Source organism: Anaerobacillus sp. 63XJN7_4_ISO-PGPR-S23-413 (genome assembly GCF_056173725.1).
Genome location: NZ_CM149688.1, coordinates 3537933 through 3556218 on the forward strand (window position 1 = coordinate 3537933; position 18286 = coordinate 3556218).

Here is an 18286-nt window from a genome sequence, read left to right on the forward strand (position 1 = left end):
GTTCGTCATCCTTCCGCTTTAAGCTCTAATAGTAGGTCACGAAGTTCTGCAGCACGTTCGAAATTCAGTTCTCGTGCAGCTTCCTTCATTTCAGTTTCCACATTTTCAATCACTTTAGCACGCTCTTGCTTCGTCATCTTACCTTGCTTAGGAATCTTGTATTCTTCTCCATCTTCAGCTGCAACCGTTGCTCTTATACCTTCACGCACTTTCTTTTGAATTGTTGTAGGCGTAATGCCGTATTTTTCGTTGTATTCTTGTTGAATTTCTCTTCTACGACTCGTTTCATTCATTGCCACTTCCATTGAATTGGTGATTTTATCAGCATACAAGATAACATGGCCACCTGAATTTCGAGCAGCACGTCCTATTGTTTGAATTAAAGAACGCTCAGATCGTAAGAACCCTTCCTTATCTGCATCTAAAATTGTAACAAGAGATACTTCTGGGATATCGAGACCTTCCCTTAGAAGGTTAATACCAACAAGAACATCAAATACACCTAATCGGAGATCACGAATAATTTCAATTCTTTCGAGAGTCTTTATTTCAGAGTGAAGGTATCGTACCTTTACCCCCATTTCAAGCAAATAATCCGTTAAATCCTCTGACATCTTTTTCGTGAGCGTCGTCACAAGTACCCGTTCATTACGTGCAGACCGCTGATTGATTTCATCTAATAGGTCATCAATCTGACCTTCGATTGGACGAATTTCAATCGTCGGATCAAGAAGACCGGTTGGGCGAATAATTTGTTCGACGACTTTGGTTGAATGCTCTTCTTCATAGGTCCCTGGCGTTGCAGATACATAAACAAATTGATGAGCCTTCTCTTCAAATTCTTCAAAGCGAAGAGGGCGATTGTCTTTTGCTGATGGTAAGCGGAAGCCATGATCCACTAGCACACCTTTTCTTGCCTGGTCTCCATTGTACATTCCTCTTACTTGGGGAAGCGTAACGTGAGATTCATCAACCATAATTAAGAAATCATCTGGAAAGTAGTCCATTAATGTATATGGCGTTGCTCCTGCTTCTCTTAGTGTCAAATGTCTAGAATAGTTTTCAATTCCTGAACAAAAGCCCATTTCAGCCATCATTTCAATATCGTATCTCGTTCGCTGTTCAAGACGCTGAGCTTCAAGAAGTTTGCCTTCTTCATTTAAAATCTTCAGTCTCTCTTCAAGCTCAGCTTCAATTCGCTGTATCGCGATTTTTAACTTTTCTTCACGGGTAACGAAGTGTGAAGCCGGGAATATAGCCACGTGCTCTCTTTCTCCAAGAATTTCACCTGTTAGGGAATTCACTTCAGTAATTCGATCAATTTCATCTCCAAAAAATTCGACGCGAATACAGTGTTCATCTCGTGAGACAGGGAAAATTTCCACAACGTCTCCTCTAACGCGGAACGTACCACGTGTGAAATTAATATCATTCCGGGAATATTGAATATCGACCATATCGCGCAACAGTTGATCACGATCTTTTTCCATTCCTTTTCGAATTGAAAGTACTAGACTTCTGTATTCCTCTGGATTACCAAGACCATAAATACAAGAAACACTTGCTACAATAATGACGTCATTACGCTCAAACAAACTTGATGTTGCAGAATGTCGTAGTTTATCTATTTCGTCATTAATACTTGCATCTTTTTCGATGAATGTATCCGATTGAGGTATGTACGCTTCTGGTTGATAATAATCATAATAGCTTACAAAATATTCCACAGCGTTATGCGGAAAGTACTCCTTAAATTCACTATATAATTGACCAGCAAGCGTTTTATTGTGCGCAATAATGAGGGTCGGTTTATTCACCTCTTGTATCACGTTAGACATTGTGAACGTTTTACCAGTTCCTGTTGCGCCGAGCAACGTTTGATGGCGTTCATTATTATGAACACCTTGTACAAGTTTCTTAATGGCTTCAGGCTGGTCGCCTTGAGGCTCATAATCAGATACCAACTCGAACTTTTTTTCCACCATCTTCGCCTCCGTTCCTATCATCCATGTCACTTATTATATCACAGAATATGGTTTAAACTTCAATTAAAGCGAACTGATATTCGCATTTTATTTTCAAGGTTATCTTTCTCTTCATACAAAACTATTGTATGCTGTTAAAGGTTGATTCACAGTGTAGCGGAATTCACGCAGTACTAAGTTTTACTACAAAGGAGTTTTAACATTGCTGCTTTTATGGGCTTTACCACTTGGCCTCTCAATCGGTGCTGTCTCAGGATTTTTTGGCGTAGGCGGGGGATTTCTCCTCACACCTATTCTTTTGTTACTTGGTTATTCACCTGCAACAGCAATCACCATTAGCCTTCTTTATAGCATGAGCACTTCGATTTCTGGATCTTTGAAGTATATTCAAAGTAAAAGAATTCTATGGAAAGTGACTCTTTTTCTATCGATTAGTGGCATGATCGGAACACAGGTTGCTAAACCACTTGTCTTATATTTGGAAGAGAGCAAAATCGATGGTCCAGTTATCTCAATCTTATATATCGTTCTTCTCGCATACTTTTCCATATCCATGCTTTCCAAAGGACAAACTATAGATGAAGAAAATGTTTCTATTTCTGTTTCCCCTCTTCGAACAATTTTAATCGGCTTACTAGGCGGATTTATTTCTTCTACTCTTGGAGTGGGGGGCGGTTTTGTCATGGTACCACTATTAATTCATGTACTACGTCTTCCGCCACGACTTGCAGTGGGTACATCTTTAACTTCCATCTTCTTCATTGTATTGACCGGTTTCTTCTCATATATTCAAACGGTTACCATTCCGATCACCCTTGCCATTCTCTTAGTGATTGGAGCGATCATTGGAGCTAGAATCGGAGCAGGAATGACAGATTCTTTCACTGAAACCACATTAAAAAATCTTCTTGGCATTCTTTACTTTTTTACGTTAGTTAGTATTCTATTACAGCTATTCCATCAGTCGATTTCAGGCCTACTCATTCTATTTCTCTATATTATTTGCCTAATGTGTCTCTTCATTTACCAGTATTGGACGAAAAAGAAGCGCCTATTCTTTTTAAAATAGGCGCTACTTCATTTTTTTCTTATTTTGTTTTTGTGTTTTCATTGAAAAATAAAATCCAACAAGCGCTGACAAAATCGTTAAGACAATCAAATGTATCGGATGATCGATTCCACCAAACACAGCCCACATAAATAAAATCGTTAACCCGAAACTAACGTAAGTATTATATGTAACTCGCGTAAACACGACCATGATAATTGCCGGAACGAATAAAGCAATTAATATTCCTTGCATACTGGTAAGTTCCCCTCTCTAATCACAACTTCTCCCCCCCATCTTACAACAAGTTAGGGAGAGAATGCTATGATCAGAAAAGAAAACTCATCATTGTAAAGTCGTTTCTTATCACATAGGATAAGAAACGACTTTACAATGTAGTAAACTGAGCTGCATCCCAGGGCTTTGGAGTTCCAAATTCACGAGCTAGCTTTCTACTTTCACCTTTGCGACCTTTACGAATCTCTTTTCGTTCAACAGCTGTTTCATTCAAGAATTTCTCCTCTTCTGTTTCAGGGTAAACACCTGGTACCTCAACTGGATTTCCTTCTTCATCAAGGGCTACAAATGTTAACAGCGCAGTCGCACATACGTGACGTTCACCAGTGAACATTTTCTCTGCAATTGCTTTAACAAAAACCTCCATTGATGTTTTGTGTGTCCACGTCACCATGGATTCAAGACAAACAATGTCTCCTTGATTAATCGGATGAAGAAAATCCACTGAATCAGTTGATGCTGTTACACAGGGTCTTCTTGAATGACGAGTTGCTGAAATAAGAGCAACGTCATCAATGAAGGCCATCAGTTGACCCCCAAATAATGTTCCATGAATATTTGTATGAGTCGGATTGACTACGGTTGCTTTAGCCGTTCTTGACTCATTGGTAGACTTCATATTTGTATCTTCGAATACATTGTCCATTCTAATCACCTTTACTTTCTTAATGGCTCTGCTAATACACTGGGTTCTAGATTTATACCCTAATCGAGTAAATCTGTGTTGTTAGTAACAAATGACAAAATTCAACCCTTTATAGCTTATTTACTATATTTAAATCCTTTTTCACTAATCCGAGTAATAGGATAATCTTTTGACTCTGCGAGCATTTCAAGGATATTAAAAAGGGATGACTTTGAAATAGTGATTCTATAATGCTTCTCTAGTAGATCTGTCAGGTAAAGCGGCCCCATCGCCACTTGAGAACGTTCAAGGGTTTCTACGATTTCGGAAATTGGAGCTCTTGTAACGACAGACGCGCTACCGTGCATTTGATTCATAATTGTCTCACGCTCTATTTCAAACTTTTGAAGCAACTTCATTTCTCTTTCATTAAGATCCATTAATTGTTGCTGCAACTGCTTTTCTCCAGTCATTGCGACATGCTCCTTTACGTTAAGAATGATCAAAGTGTAGCAAGCGTTTTGCTAACATACAAGACATAGAAAAACACTGTAAACGCAATCATCCAAGGGATGAAACGGTTTTCTAACTTCCATATATTTCTTGAATAGAACCTATAACTAAATGGCATAGAAACAAGTACAACTTTATTGTTGAAATAGGTTTAATTCTATAAGTGACAAAGAGAAACATAACTTTTGCTATTTAACGAAAAATAGCATAACAAAAAAGAAGAAAGCCTCAGCCTTCTTCTAACGATTCGTTTATTATTGTGCTTCCTCTTGCTCCTCAAAACGATTTTCTTTTACAAATAGCAAACCAAGCTCATGATGAGTATTATTATAAAGCGCTTTTTGCTCAAACCTAACTTCTCCATTAACATCAAGCACTTCCATTTTACAAAAAGCGGCATTACGTTGAAGAGCCGTATAAAAATCCACACCTTTTCCTAAAGGTAGCCCATTCACCTTAGAAATGACTTCGCCAACTTGTAAGTTCATTTGATCTGCAGGTGAGCCAGGGAGAATTCCGAGAATAACAAGTCCTTTATTTCGTTCATTGAAATAGGCAGGCTTATTTTTACCTCGATGAAGAAGTAAAATACCAGCTCGTCCAAGAATCACTAGAATGATTGCAACTAATGCAATCCATTTATTACTCAAAAAGTAACTCATTAGACCAATTAAGACCGTCGCTCCCCCGAGAAGAGCAACCTGCCTACCATTACTCTTCATCTCTGGAAGGGGTAATGCATGGTGTATAAGCTTTCGAAAGCCAATTGGATATGGCAATAAGATAAAGGCATAGGTGCCAGCACCAAAATCAAGAAGAGGCCACCATGTAAATGATTCAACCTGACCGACTGGAAGGAAGAGGAATAGTGGTAAAAGCCATAGTCTTTGGACTTCATGGGCCCCCACTAACTTTCCACGTTTACTTTCTACGAGTCTTGGTGACGTCTGTTTCCCGGCATTCATCGTAATGAATAACCCTTCCATGAATACTAGAAAGCCAACTAAAATAGCGAGCGCAATCGGCGATGCATTCCCGATCCCCTCTTGCATCGTATTGAGAGTATCGTTACCGAGATCGATTGGAGTATAAAAAAACGTTGCTAGTGTAGGTAAGATGAACACAAAAGCAGGTGATAAAAAACGAATTTGTCCTGTTACTAAAAGCAAAAATGCTCCGAGACTCATTGCTACGGTGGTACTGAAAGGAATCGTTAAACCAAGCAAAAGATTAAGTATCAGAAAAGCGGCTCCAATCAATAATCCAGGTATGATAGCAAATGGAACATCGTCCAAAACATCATGTACTCTTGTGTGAAAATCTCTTCTATCACGTTTTACTCGTGAAAGGCCGAGCATAAATGCTCCAATAATCGTAATATACGTGAGGGGATGAAGGAAAAAACTAATAATTCCCTTAAGTATTGAAAGGCCAAAAGTGTCCATTTTATATTCCTCCATGCTTGTTAGCAGTTACTAAATGACTGGCTATGTTATATGAATGTTCCGCTCTGTCATGAGAGAATTATCGAAAATACCCTAACATTGCCAAATAATCATGAGACAACCAATCTAGTTTACCTCATTTTGAAAATGTCTTCTACTTGTTCAACGTGCTTATCATGGTCGAAAAAAATTCCGCAGGATTTCCTGCGGAATAGCTTCGACATCAACAGTTCATTTCCTTCTTGAAATTATTTAGCAAGGAGCTCCACCGCTGTCTTAAGCTGCACATCGTTATCAGGATTGCGAATGGAATCAATAATTTTTTCCTGAAGTTTCTGCGCAGTTTTTTCATCTATTTTCCCAGTAATATTTATAACATTCGAACGTTGGAAAGCTTTTACTGCTGTAACTGTTTTATCACTAAAATAACCGTCTTTGCGTCCCGGTTCAAAACCAAGGCCTTTGAGCATGATTTGCGCAGACTCTACTTGCTCGCTGTTCTGATCAAATTCTAACGTCTTTTCAGTAGATAATGGATTTACATAGAAGTAATCAGGCTGCTTTGCTTCAACCGTTGGCTCAATTCCTTCTTTATGAATCCAGTTGCCATCTGGTGTTAACCATTTAAACATTGTCAGTTTAATATTACTGCCATCTCCAAGGTCTAGCGTTGATTGAACCGTTCCTTTACCAAATGACGTTTCACCGACCAAATCATAATCGCCTGCTTCTTTAAGCGCTCCGGCAAGAATTTCTGCAGCAGAAGCACTCCCACGATCAATAAGTCCTACGACAGGATAATCTTTTTTCTCTTCAAGAGTAGAAACAGAACGCTGCTTCTCTCCTTCACGATCTTCAATTTGAACGTAAGGTTTGTCATTAGGAATCAGTTCTTCCGCCATATCCGAAACAACATTTAACAGGCCTCCTGGATTATTACGAACGTCAAGTACCAAACCATCAATGTCCTGTTTTTCTAATTTAGTCAACTCTTCTGAGAAGCTTTTAGCTGTATCCTCTGAGAATGAAGTGATTTGCAAGACACCGATTGTTTTTCCGTTTTCTTCTACCGTACTTGCACGGACCGTTTCGATAGGAATCTCATCACGAGTCACTTCTACCTTCATAGTCTCTGAAGCGCCTGGGCGTTGAACGCCGAGCGTGACAACCGTGCCTTTCTCCCCACGAATCTTTAATACGGCATCATACAAATCAAGTCCTTCTGTGCTTTCACCGTCGATCGTCATGATTTTATCATTCGGACGGAGGCCTGCTTTCTCAGCAGGTGAATCTTTATAAGGTGACACTATCGTTACTCTTCCCTCAGTCATATTCACTTCCGCCCCGATTCCCTCAAAGGAAGAACCAAGTGATTGGCTAAATTGCTCGGCTGTTTTAGGGTCCATATAGACTGAGTAGGGATCTTCAAGAGTATCTACCATTCCTTTAATAGCTCCATCTAACAACTCTTTTTGATCGACATCATTTACATAGCGATCCTGGATTAATTCATAAGCTTTGTTAATTTTCGTTAGCTCTTCTGTCTCTATTTCATTACCGGAACCAAGAGTTAAAGATTGAGTGCTCCCTTCAGGCTCGTCCTGTAATAAAGTGAAGGCCGCGTATGTACCACCTGAACCGATTACGAGGGCGATCACGACAAGTAAAGCGACAACTTTCCCCTGTATCTTCATTGTACTCACCTCTTCTAATTTGAAGGAAAAGGCACCCCATCATAACGATGCGATGCCTTTTCATCTTATTGTACTATATGATTCAGTTGTTTTCATTATGTTTCCATCTCAAATTGTGAGGGGGAAAGCCCATTGAAGCGAGGCTCATCTAATTATCGAATGTAATTCATTGGGTCAACAGCATTTGACTTACTAGAGTTCCATGAACCTTTGTGAATTTCAAAGTGTAAATGTTGTCCAGTTGAATGACCAGTATTCCCCATTGTACCAAGGTAAGTTCCCTGACTTACTGACTGACCTGTAGAAACTGCGCGATTTTGCAAATGAGCATACACTGTTGTGTACATTTGACCATTGATACTATGCGTCAAGAATACTACATTACCATATGAATCTGAATGATAAGATCTTAATACTGTTCCATCTGCAGCAGCTGATACTGGGTTTTGACCACCTTGAGCAATATCAATTCCTGCGTGGAACGTTCCCCAGCGGCGGCCTAATCCAGATGTAATTGGACCAGCAGCAGGCTTAATGAATGTTGCGTTACTAGAAGGCGCTGGTGCTGGCTCAGGAGTTGGCGCCGGTGCTGAATTTGAACTGCTTGAACTATTTGAACTGCTAGACTTGCTTGAGCTTGCCGCTGCTTCCTTTTTCGCTTGTGCTTCAGCTTCAGCTTTTTCTTTTGCCGCTTTAGCTGCGGCTTTACGCTCTTCTTCAGCTTTACGAGCTGCTTCTTCAGCACGCTTAATCTCTTGCTTTACTGCTTTTTCTTGAGCTGCTAGAAGTTCAGCAGTTTCATTTAAGTCCATCATATGATTATGAAGATCGCCTTCTTCTTCTTCAAGGGACTTCATTAGCTTATCTTTTTGAGCTTTTTTAGAATCAAGCTCTTTTTTAAGATCTTCAAGCTCTGCTTTATTCTCTTCAAGAGAGGCAAGTTTCTCTTCTACTTGAGTTTTCTTTTCTTCTACTGCCTGCTTGTCCGCTTTATGCTCTTCAAGAATCTTTTTGTCTTGATCAGCGATTGTATTAAGAGCAAGAACGCGTTCTACTAGATCACCAAAATCAGTAGCACCAAGTAAAACTTCCATGTAATCAACTGTTCCGCCACCGTTTTGTTGCATAGAGCGAATGCGATCTTTCAATAACTTATCACGCTCAGCAATACGGTCTTCTAAAGCGCTAATTTCTTCTTTCAACTGATCAATTTCAGCATTTGTATCTTTAATTTCCTTCTCTTTCACTGAAATCTTCTCATCCGTTTCAGCTACTTCTTTGTTTAACTGTTCAATTTCTGCTCGAACATCTTCTTGCTCTGCTTTCACGTCCGCAAGTTCAGATTCCTTTTGCTCAAGCTCTTCCTGGTTTGAAGACTGCTTTTCTTTGACATTATTAAGTTGATCATCAAGATTTGCGGCTTCAGTCGTTTGTGGAAGTGCTGCAGTTGTTAGTCCGCTTAAACCTAGAGTCAATGTTAGAGCCGTTGCTAATATTTTACGCTTCAATCTTTGTTCCTCCCCCAAAATAGATGAATCTATTTATCTCTTAATTTTCATTTTAAACTTTTAAGAATTTACGCATTGATGTAAGACTTCCCCATACTCCGATAATCACACCGAGGATAATTAACAACCCTGATAGCTGGTAAACAAACGGTGTTACCGGTAGTAAATCGATGAATAAAGTTGGGAAACGATTTGCTATTAATTCAATTAAATAGTAATAGCCGTAGATTAGAATTCCAATTGGGATAATCGAGCCGAAAATTCCAATTAGGATACCCTCTACTAGGAATGGCCATCGAATGAACCAGTTCGTTGCTCCCACTAGCTTCATAATTTCAATTTCATGACTTCTGGCAACAATTGTTAGTTTAATAGTATTAGAAATGAGGAACATGGCTGTAAATAGTAATCCAACCACAAGGGCCAGTCCAACATTTCGTGCGATCTCAAGAACTTTAAAAAGTCTGTTCACCGTATCTTCTGCAAACTCAACATCTTGTACATTTTCTAGCTGCTTAATCTCTTCAGCCACTGCCGTTACATTCTTAGGATCTTTGGTTTTGACCAGGAATGCGTCACTTAAAGGATTTTCTTCTCTTAATGACTCGAACACTTCACCTTCATCCCCAAGGTTATCAATTAAATTATCCAATCCTTCTTCTTTAGATTGATAAGTAACAGATTCCACTTCAGAAATGTTCTCGATCCTAGACTTAAGTTCATCTTGCTGTTCTTGCTGAGCCGTTAAATCAATAAATGCGCTGATTTCAACATCACTTTCAAGCTGATCACCAAAAGCATTTAAATTAAGAAGCAATGCGAGACAAACGCCGACTAAAAGTAGTGTAACGGTAACCGCAGAAATCGAAGCGAAGGTCATCCAGCCATTTCGACCAAGATTTTTGAAACCTTCTTTTCCGTGGCGACCAAACGTTTTAATTTTCATACCCGTACTCACCTCTTGCTTCATCACGGGTAACTATACCGCCATCAATTGCAATAACACGTTTTCTGAATGTATTCACAATATCCTTATTATGGGTTGCCATAATAACAGTTGTACCGCGATTGTTGATTTGATCTAGTAAATCCATAATGCCCCATGCAGTTTCTGGATCCAGATTCCCGGTAGGCTCATCTGTTAGCAGAATGTGAGGGTTATTGACGATCGCTCTTGCTATTGAAACCCTCTGCTGTTCCCCACCTGAAAGTTCGTCTGGTAAGAACCTTGCTTTGTTTTTCAAATTAACGAGACTTAGCGTTTCCATGACTCGCTTGCGCGTATTTGCTTTACTTTCCTCGATGACTTCAAGAGCAAAAGCGACGTTCTCATAAACGGTTAATCTTGGCAAAAGTTTAAAGTCCTGAAAAACAACGCCGATTTCGCGACGTAGCTTAGGGATGTACTTACTCTTCAATTTGCCAACATCTTTTCCATTAATTACGATTTTTCCACTTGTAGGCTTTTCTTCCCGATACATCATTCTCATAAATGTTGACTTACCGGCGCCACTTGGTCCTACTATGTAGACAAATTCACCTTTATCAATTGTAATATCGATACCGTTTATGGCTTTGATTCCATTGTCGTATGTTTTCCAAACATCTTTCATTTCGATCAAACTGTACCACTTCCTACTTGCTTAAATTCTCGATGCAAATTCTTAGGAGTTAGTTTTATTATTGGTGTTTTTATTTTTGATTAGTTCCTTTACATCTGAAGATATTATAACAAACAAATTCGCTATTTTAAGACAAATTTTTATTACATTTTTATTTCAAGACTCTCTTGATCTGACATCTTCTGCAATAATACATTAATAACTAATAGATTATTACACAATTATCTATGCTTAACTTTGTCAAGAAGGGAAATACAAGAGATCCCCTCTCTCCTTCGTAATATTACATCCTCCTTTTTCCAAGTTTATAATCAAAAATACGACAATAAAAAAAGAGGCTGGGACATAACTAGCTTGAAATAATGAAAAAAGGTTCCGTTCAGCGTTTTTGATGAACGGAACCTTTTTTGTTTGGTTATTCCTAAGATTATTGGATCACTCTGCACTCATGGCGGTGTACTTTCTCAAGTTCACCGCCATGAGCGCAAAGCCCATTTCATTTTTGACCTTCTCTTTGCCCCTTACGGACATCCGAGTGAAACCCAAAATAGCCTTCAGAAATCCAAAAACTGGCTCTACATCGATTTTCCGTTGACCGTAGATTTCACCTGTTTTTTCGTCCGAAAGCAGCTCTTTAACCTTATTCTTTTGTTGTTCCCACTTGGTATTGTAATAGACTCTCCGATTCGTGCCATCTTTGGTCTTTGTACATTGTTTACGTAAGGGACAACCGGTACAATCTTCGCATTCATAAACTTTAAATTCTCGTTTGAAGCCACTCCGGTCAGTGCGATGAGAGACGTAACGGAACGGCAACAATTTCCCATTTGGGCATGTGAATAAATCTTCTTCTTCATTGTAGTCCCAGTTGGATACGCGAAACGTATCCTTCGTAAAGCTCTTCTTTTTCTCTTTGCGATAGGTATTGTACGTGATGAGAGGGATTCGCTTGCGATTCTCCAGGACATCGATGTAGTTTTCTTCGCTTCCATAACCGGCATCCGCGACGATGTAAGGTGGGAGTTTAAAGAAATCATTCTCCACACGATCTAGAAAGGGACGAAATGTGCGTGTATCCGTTGGATTCGGGAAGATATCATAAGCGAGCGTATATTGTCCCTCCGTCGCAATCTGGAGATTGTAACCGGCTTTGAGTTGCCCATTTTTCATATAGTCATCTTTCATGCGCATGAACGTGGCATCATGATCGGTTTTGGAATAACTGTTCCGTTCTTTGAAGATAGCCATATCGTTTTCGTATTTTGTTTTGCGCAATACGAAATCCTTCATTTGTTTAAGGAACTGCTTCGGTCCTTTTCGCTCTGAACGAAGCTTTTTTCGTTCGGTTACATCGGCACTGGTTTCAATCTTCTCATTGTATTCTCCGACTTTTTCTTCTAGCTTTTCTTCTATTTTAGAAAGTTCTTTAATGGAAAGTTGTTCTGGACTTTCCCGTTCGATTTCGGGGATCACTTCTTTTTCAATCAACTCATCGTACATCGCATTCGACTTTTCAATCAGACTCTCGCTGTACCTTTCAACAGCCTTGCGCCACACAAATGTAAACTTATTGGCATTCGCTTCAATCTTCGTACCATCAATAAAGATCGCTTCATCATCAATGAGGTCTTTTTGAACGAGCTGACAACGAAACTGTACGAAGCCCTGACGAAGAAGTTCTTTGACTTCTGGGTGGACACGGAACCGATTGATTGTGCGATAGCTGGGTTCATACCCTTGCGCTAACCACATCATCCGTACACTATCCTTGAGGAGACCTTCAATCTTTCTTCCTGAAAAAGCCGATTGGGTGTACGCACATAAAATAACTTTCATCATCATACGTGGGTGATAAGCAGGGCATCCCGTATCACGTAGGAACGCAGAAAAAGCTTCATCCGGAATCTGTTCGACCAACTCATGGACGGCATAGGCGATATCATTTTCTTGTAATTTCATTTCTAAATCTAAGGGCAAAATCACTTGATTCATGTTATAATCTTTAAACATAAGGGCACCTCCGATGGTTATTGTGTGGTAACTATAATTTTATCAGAGGTTGTCCTTATTTTATTGTTAAATTAAGATGAAAATATAGAAAGAGTGGCCCTGCGAACAAATTCTTTGTCCGCAGGGCCACTCTTATTTTAATTTACTGGGTTTTGTCCCAGCCTCTTCTTCTCTACTTATTTCATATCCGCTAGCCAGCTTGCTACGTTTTCTTCCACTTCCGTATCTCCACGTAAAATATTCCCAGGCATTTGCCCTTTCCCGTTTTGAATGACAGAGAGAATCTCATCTTTCGATAACCGTGAGCCTACATTTGAAAGTTGTGGCCCTACTTTCCCCTCAAGGTTGTCTCCATGACAGCTTAAGCAATTCGTTTGATATGTAGCTTCTGCGGCATTAGCATCATATTCACCAGAAGCTTGGCCAGCATTCCCATTTTCTAAGTTACCTTCTTTTGAAGAGCCCTCATTCTTGCTATTTTCATTATTACTCGCACCACATGCAGCTAAACTAAAAATCAGAACAACTACAAACAGAAACCCCATCCACTTCTTCATTATCTTCACTCCTCATATATACTGCCACCCATTGGACAAAGTAAAAACCTCACCTCTAATGGAGCTCACTTTCATTTACAATAGCCGGCTTACTCTCTTTTAAAACCTTCTCCTAGCACTTCAGTGGCGTTGGATACAATCACAAATGCTGAAGGATCAACCCCCTTCACGAGCTCTTTTAGCTTTGTAACCTCATTTTGCGCAACAACAACCATTAAGATGGGACGCTTATCATTGGTGTATCCACCCTGACCTGAAATTCTTGTCACACCTCGATCTATTACAGTGATGATTCCTTCACGCAGCTCTTCTTCTTTATCTGAAATAATAAGAGCCATTTTCGAGTAGCCCAATCCTAGTTGAACAACATCAATTGTTTTACCTGTTAGATACATAGCAATAAGGGCATAAAGTGCTTCTTCTAGGCTGAACACAAACGCTGAAGCAACGACAATTAAGCCATCAATCATAAATACACACGTTCCGAGCGAAACTCCTGTATACTTGTTTACAATTTGTGCAGCAAGGTCCGTACCTCCAGTAGAGGCCTTTCCCCTGAATACAATTCCAAGGCCAATCCCAACTCCAAGACCACCGAAAAGGGCACCTAATAACGGATCTGTTGTCGCTGGTTCTACGTTCTCTGTCAATTTTACGACAAAAGGTAAGAAGAGAGTTCCGACCAAGGTTTTTGGACCATACTTTTTCCCCAGAAAGATTAAACCACTTATAAACAATGGAATATTAAAAGCCCACTGGACATATGCCGGTTTCCAATCAAAGACTCCTTTTGTAATGGTACTGATCCCGCTTACCCCACCAGAAGCTATGCTATTAGGGAGTAGGAAAAGGTTAAAGGCAATCGCCACAAGGGCGGATCCTACCATAACGCTTAAATATTCAAGTATCTTATGTGCTGGTGAAACCTTTCTTGCTGTAAATTTCGCTAACGTTGCTATCATAACTGCATTCACTCACTTACCTCTATGATTTAAGTCACTGCTCATTTCTAAGCAAAAGCCTTCAGTAGTATATCATCGGGCATATGGGGTGTAAACCGCATTGTAGCAGCGCGTTATCAAGTTGAAGCACTTCTTTCTCCCTTTATACTTTGCCCCATTTATGACAGAAACATGAAGAAGCGATTGGTGATCACAAAGGGTAAACGACCGAAAAGTAAACAACGTACACTAACATAGCCTTTAAATAAAAAAAGCCGACCTGATTCTACAGGTAGGCTTGAAGTTAGTTTCAATCATTTAAACGAGAACGGAGAAAAGCATCAATAAATGGATCGAGATCGCCATCCATGACAGATTGAGTGTTCCCAACTTCCATATTTGTACGATGATCTTTTACCATACTATATGGATGGAAAACATAAGATCGAATTTGACTACCCCAGCCAATTTCTTTCTGCTCGCCTCGGATCTCATCGAGCTCTGCTTCTTGTTCTTCAATTTTCAATTGATATAGCTTTGCTTTCAACATTTTCATGGCCTGTTCTCGGTTTTTAATCTGAGAACGTTCTCCCTGACAACTAACAACTACTTTAGTAGGAAGGTGAGTGATTCGAACGGCAGAGTCAGTCGTATTAATGTGCTGACCACCAGCACCACTCGCACGATACGTATCGATCTTCAAATCTTCTGTGCGAATGTCAATCTCAATTTCATCATTAAATTCAGGCATTACTTCGCAAGAAACAAAAGAAGTATGACGTCTGCCGCTTGAGTCAAATGGTGAGATACGAACAAGGCGGTGGACGCCTTTTTCTGCTTTTAAATACCCATAAGCATTATGACCTTTAAAGTTTAACGTAACACTTTTCACACCAGCTTCATCACCAGGGAGGTAATCAAGCGTTTCAACTTTAAATCCTTTTTTCTCACCATAACGCGTATACATTCTAAGAAGCATCGATGCCCAGTCTTGTGATTCTGTACCACCAGCACCCGGGTGAAGTTCAAGAATCGCATTATTTTTATCATGCTCTTCGCTTAGAAGAAGCGTAAGTTCAAATTGATTGACTGCTTTTTTTAGATCTTTAATTTCTACTTCAAGATCTTCAAATAACTCCTGATCGTTTTCTTCTTTCACAAGTTCATAAGAAACTTCCAAGTTCTCATATTCTTCTTGAAGAGAATCGAACTCATTAACAGCTTCTTTTAGAGAATTTGATTCATTGATCACTTTTTGAGCGGCATTTTGATCATTCCAGAAATCTGGATCAGTCATTTGAATGTCTAATTCATCGATACGGGCTCTTTTATTTTCGAGGTCAAAGAGACCCCCTAAAGTCGTTTAATCGTGTTTCAATTGTGTTTAGTTCGCTTCTAATTTCATGCATTTCCATCGTCTGCACCTCAAGTTTTTCGTTATTTTACATAGAATAAGCAGGTGTTCAGCTTTGAACACCTGCCCGGCATTATTCTGCTTTGCCGTGACAATTCTTATATTTCTTGCCACTACCACAAGGACAAGGATCATTTCGTCCAATATCCTGCTTTTTCTTAACAGGTTTTGGCTTCGAGCTTCCTTCTTCTTTTGGATTAACGGCTTTGCCTTCTGCTACTTTTTCTCGCTTTAGATTACTTTCAATCTGAGCTCTCATAATATAGGTAGAGACTTCTTCTTCTATCTCTGTAACCATGTCCTCGAACATTTCAAATCCTTCAAATTGATACTCGCGTAAAGGATCATTTTGTCCGTAAGCGCGCAAGTGAATTCCCTGACGGAGCTGATCCATTGCATCAATGTGATCCATCCATTTACGATCAACACTGCGCAGAAGAATAACTTTTTCGAATTCACGCATGCGTTCCGGTTCGAATGCAGCTTCTTTTTCATCGTAATTTACTTTCATTTTCTCAACAAGAAGTTCTACGATTTCTTCCTTATCAAGGCCTTTGATATCTTTCACTGTTACCTGGCCTTCTTGAAGGAAGATACCTTTCGCGTGATCAATAATTGCTTGATGATCCCACTCTTCTTGAATATCCTCATCACCTGTATGAGCATCAACGATACGTGTAATAACAGAAGTCAGCATCGTTTCGACAATTTCACGTAAATTATCTGATTCAAGTACTTCTGCACGTTGAGCATAAATGATCTCGCGCTGTTGTCTCATCACATCATCATATTGAAGAAGCTGCTTACGAGCATCATAGTTATTACCTTCGACGCGTTTTTGTGCTGACTCCACTGCTCTTGATACAAGCTTGGATTCAATCGGCTGATCCTCTTCCATCCCGAGACGGTTCATCATGTTCATCATATTATCCGAGCCAAACCTTCTCATTAGCTCATCTTCCATAGAAATATAGAACCTTGATTCACCTGGGTCCCCTTGACGTCCTGAACGTCCGCGAAGCTGGTTATCTATTCTTCGGCTTTCATGACGTTCCGTACCTAAGATAAAGAGGCCTCCAAGATCAAGTACACCTGTTCCTAATTTAATATCTGTACCACGTCCAGCCATGTTTGTCGCAATCGTTACCGCACCTTTTTGACCAGCAGATTCAATAATTTCCGCTTCACGAGCATGGTTTTTGGCGTTTAGTATATTGTGAGGAATTCCGCGTTTCTTTAGGAATTGCGAAATCAACTCAGATGTTTCTACCGCCACTGTACCAACAAGAATGGGTTGTCCATGCTTATGACGCTCTTCAATTTCTCTAGAGAGTGCCTGGAATTTACCGTTAGTGGATTTATAAACGAGATCAGGATAGTCCATACGAGCAATTGGCTTATTCGTAGGAATCGCAATAACGTTCATATTGTAGATATTCCGGAATTCTTCTTCCTCGGTTTTGGCTGTACCTGTCATACCAGAAAGCTTTTCATACATTCTAAAATAGTTTTGGAATGTAATCGTAGCTAGCGTCATACTTTCACGTTGGATTACAAGACCTTCCTTCGCTTCAATCGCTTGATGAAGTCCATCGCTATAGCGACGTCCCGCCATTAAACGTCCAGTAAATGAATCAACGATTACAACTTCCTCATCTTGAACAACATAGTCCATATCGAGTTGCATGATAAAATTAGCTTTCATCGCCTGATTAATATGGTGGTTTAGTTGTACATGTTTGTAATCATATAAATTCTCAATAGCGAAGAATTTTTCTGCTTTCGTAATCCCATCTTCCGTTAATTGAACGTTCTTTGTTTTGATATCAACATTATAGTCGTCTTCTTCTTTTAGTGTTCTAACAAATTGGTTCGCTTGAATGTATAAAGTAGTGGACTTCTCAGCACTCCCAGAAATAATAAGGGGTGTTCTTGCTTCATCAATTAACACGGAGTCAACTTCATCAATGATGGCATAATGAAGAGGGCGTTGAACCATTTCTTCTTTATATAAGACCATGTTGTCACGCAAATAATCGAAACCAAATTCATTGTTTGTTCCATACGTAATATCTGCAGCATAAGCTTCGGCTTTTTCTTCTTTTGACAGTCCGCTAATGTTTAGTCCAACTGTTAAACCAAGATAGTGGTAAAGTTCTCCCATTTCTTCAGCGTCACGCTTCGCAAGATATTCGTTGACCGTAATAACGTGTACACCTTTACCAGTTAAGGCATTAAGATAAACAGGCATTGTGGCACTAAGGGTTTTACCTTCACCTGTTTTCATTTCAGCAATATTTCCTTCATGAAGAGACGCCGCTCCCATAATTTGTACTGGAAATGGACGCATACCAAGAACACGTTCAGATGCTTCGCGAACGGTAGCGTACACTTCTGGTAACATTTTATCTAGATCTTCACCTTTTTGAATCCGTTCTTTGTATTCTTCCGTTTTGTTACGGAGCTGATCATCAGATAACTTCTTCATTTCATCTGAGAAAGTCTCTACTTGATCTGCAATCTTCTGTAAGCGACTAACCTGACGTTCATTGCCATTGGGTATGATTTTTCGTAATAAACCTTTCATCAAAACGCTCCTCTTTTGTTGTCAGTAGAGTGCTATCATA

At 39.6% G+C, this 18286-nt stretch carries 15 protein-coding genes; 1 reads left to right on the forward strand and 14 read right to left on the reverse strand.

Annotated elements, in window-relative coordinates; translation table 11 throughout:
- Positions 1–5: 5 nt before the first annotated feature.
- A complete protein-coding gene (gene uvrB / locus AC0VYO_RS18585) occupies positions 6–1982 on the reverse strand; it encodes an excinuclease ABC subunit UvrB (RefSeq protein WP_430244942.1) in 1977 nt (658 codons plus the stop codon).
- Positions 1983–2187: 205 nt separating this feature from the next.
- Here uvrB and AC0VYO_RS18590 point away from each other — a divergent pair, with 205 nt between their 5' ends.
- The gene (locus AC0VYO_RS18590) at positions 2188–3054 is read left to right on the forward strand and encodes a sulfite exporter TauE/SafE family protein (RefSeq protein WP_194218758.1); all 867 of its coding nucleotides are present in this window, start codon (positions 2188–2190) and stop codon (positions 3052–3054) included.
- A gap of 3 nt (positions 3055–3057) precedes the next feature.
- Here AC0VYO_RS18590 and AC0VYO_RS18595 read toward each other — a convergent pair whose 3' ends face one another.
- From AC0VYO_RS18595 to secA, 13 genes are all read right to left on the reverse strand, one after another.
- Positions 3058–3288 (reverse strand): DUF2198 family protein, encoded by a 231-nt coding sequence (locus AC0VYO_RS18595; RefSeq protein WP_430244947.1) that lies wholly within the window; start codon positions 3286–3288, stop codon positions 3058–3060.
- A gap of 133 nt (positions 3289–3421) precedes the next feature.
- The gene (locus tag AC0VYO_RS18600; protein WP_242057229.1) at positions 3422–3976 is read right to left on the reverse strand and encodes an acyl-CoA thioesterase; all 555 of its coding nucleotides are present in this window, start codon (positions 3974–3976) and stop codon (positions 3422–3424) included.
- 116 nt (positions 3977–4092) lie between these two features.
- Entirely contained in the window at positions 4093–4428 is a 336-nt protein-coding gene (locus AC0VYO_RS18605) for a hypothetical protein (protein WP_226615289.1), read from the reverse strand.
- A 294-nt stretch (positions 4429–4722) separates the two neighbouring features.
- Positions 4723–5913 (reverse strand): PDZ domain-containing protein, encoded by a 1191-nt coding sequence (locus AC0VYO_RS18610; protein WP_475365856.1) that lies wholly within the window; start codon positions 5911–5913, stop codon positions 4723–4725.
- A gap of 248 nt (positions 5914–6161) precedes the next feature.
- Complete coding sequence (locus AC0VYO_RS18615; protein ID WP_475369075.1) at positions 6162–7601, reverse strand: S41 family peptidase; 1440 nt, start codon at positions 7599–7601, stop codon at positions 6162–6164.
- A 158-nt stretch (positions 7602–7759) separates the two neighbouring features.
- Positions 7760–9115 (reverse strand): murein hydrolase activator EnvC family protein, encoded by a 1356-nt coding sequence (locus tag AC0VYO_RS18620; RefSeq protein ID WP_475367970.1) that lies wholly within the window; start codon positions 9113–9115, stop codon positions 7760–7762.
- Positions 9116–9167: 52 nt separating this feature from the next.
- Complete coding sequence (gene ftsX / locus AC0VYO_RS18625; protein WP_430245873.1) at positions 9168–10061, reverse strand: permease-like cell division protein FtsX; 894 nt, start codon at positions 10059–10061, stop codon at positions 9168–9170.
- Positions 10051–10737 (reverse strand): cell division ATP-binding protein FtsE, encoded by a 687-nt coding sequence (gene ftsE, locus AC0VYO_RS18630; RefSeq protein WP_430245871.1) that lies wholly within the window; start codon positions 10735–10737, stop codon positions 10051–10053. The genes ftsX and ftsE overlap by 11 nt, the downstream gene beginning before the upstream one ends.
- 435 nt (positions 10738–11172) lie before the next feature.
- Positions 11173–12747, reverse strand: a complete 1575-nt coding sequence (locus AC0VYO_RS18635) for an IS1182 family transposase (RefSeq protein ID WP_475367971.1) — start codon at positions 12745–12747, stop codon at positions 11173–11175.
- Between the two features lie 176 nt (positions 12748–12923).
- A complete protein-coding gene (locus tag AC0VYO_RS18640) occupies positions 12924–13304 on the reverse strand; it encodes a c-type cytochrome (protein ID WP_430245869.1) in 381 nt (126 codons plus the stop codon).
- 89 nt (positions 13305–13393) lie between these two features.
- Positions 13394–14266 (reverse strand): YitT family protein, encoded by an 873-nt coding sequence (locus AC0VYO_RS18645; protein WP_303534350.1) that lies wholly within the window; start codon positions 14264–14266, stop codon positions 13394–13396.
- 289 nt (positions 14267–14555) lie between these two features.
- Positions 14556–15660 (reverse strand): peptide chain release factor 2 gene (gene prfB / locus AC0VYO_RS18650; RefSeq protein ID WP_430245867.1). Its coding sequence is split into 2 segments (ribosomal slippage): positions 14556–15587 and positions 15589–15660, totalling 1104 coding nucleotides; the frame shifts between segments, so codons are not numbered across the junction.
- Positions 15661–15732: 72 nt separating this feature from the next.
- Positions 15733–18246 (reverse strand): preprotein translocase subunit SecA, encoded by a 2514-nt coding sequence (gene secA, locus AC0VYO_RS18655; protein ID WP_430245865.1) that lies wholly within the window; start codon positions 18244–18246, stop codon positions 15733–15735.
- Positions 18247–18286: the final 40 nt, after the last annotated feature.

Excerpts from the sequence above, each read along its gene's own strand:
- AC0VYO_RS18595 (WP_430244947.1), bottom strand. The coding sequence starts at position 3,288 with ATGCAAGGAATATTAATTGCTTTATTCGTTCCGGCAATTATCATGGTC.
- AC0VYO_RS18600 (WP_242057229.1), bottom strand. The coding sequence starts at position 3,976 with ATGGACAATGTATTCGAAGATACAAATATGAAGTCTACCAATGAGTCA.
- AC0VYO_RS18605 (WP_226615289.1), bottom strand. The coding sequence starts at position 4,428 with ATGACTGGAGAAAAGCAGTTGCAGCAACAATTAATGGATCTTAATGAA.
- AC0VYO_RS18610 (WP_475365856.1), bottom strand. The coding sequence starts at position 5,913 with ATGGACACTTTTGGCCTTTCAATACTTAAGGGAATTATTAGTTTTTTC.
- ftsX (WP_430245873.1), bottom strand. The coding sequence starts at position 10,061 with ATGAAAATTAAAACGTTTGGTCGCCACGGAAAAGAAGGTTTCAAAAAT.
- AC0VYO_RS18635 (WP_475367971.1), bottom strand. The coding sequence starts at position 12,747 with ATGTTTAAAGATTATAACATGAATCAAGTGATTTTGCCCTTAGATTTA.
- AC0VYO_RS18640 (WP_430245869.1), bottom strand. The coding sequence starts at position 13,304 with ATGAAGAAGTGGATGGGGTTTCTGTTTGTAGTTGTTCTGATTTTTAGT.
- AC0VYO_RS18645 (WP_303534350.1), bottom strand. The coding sequence starts at position 14,266 with ATGATAGCAACGTTAGCGAAATTTACAGCAAGAAAGGTTTCACCAGCA.
- secA (WP_430245865.1), bottom strand. The coding sequence starts at position 18,246 with ATGAAAGGTTTATTACGAAAAATCATACCCAATGGCAATGAACGTCAG.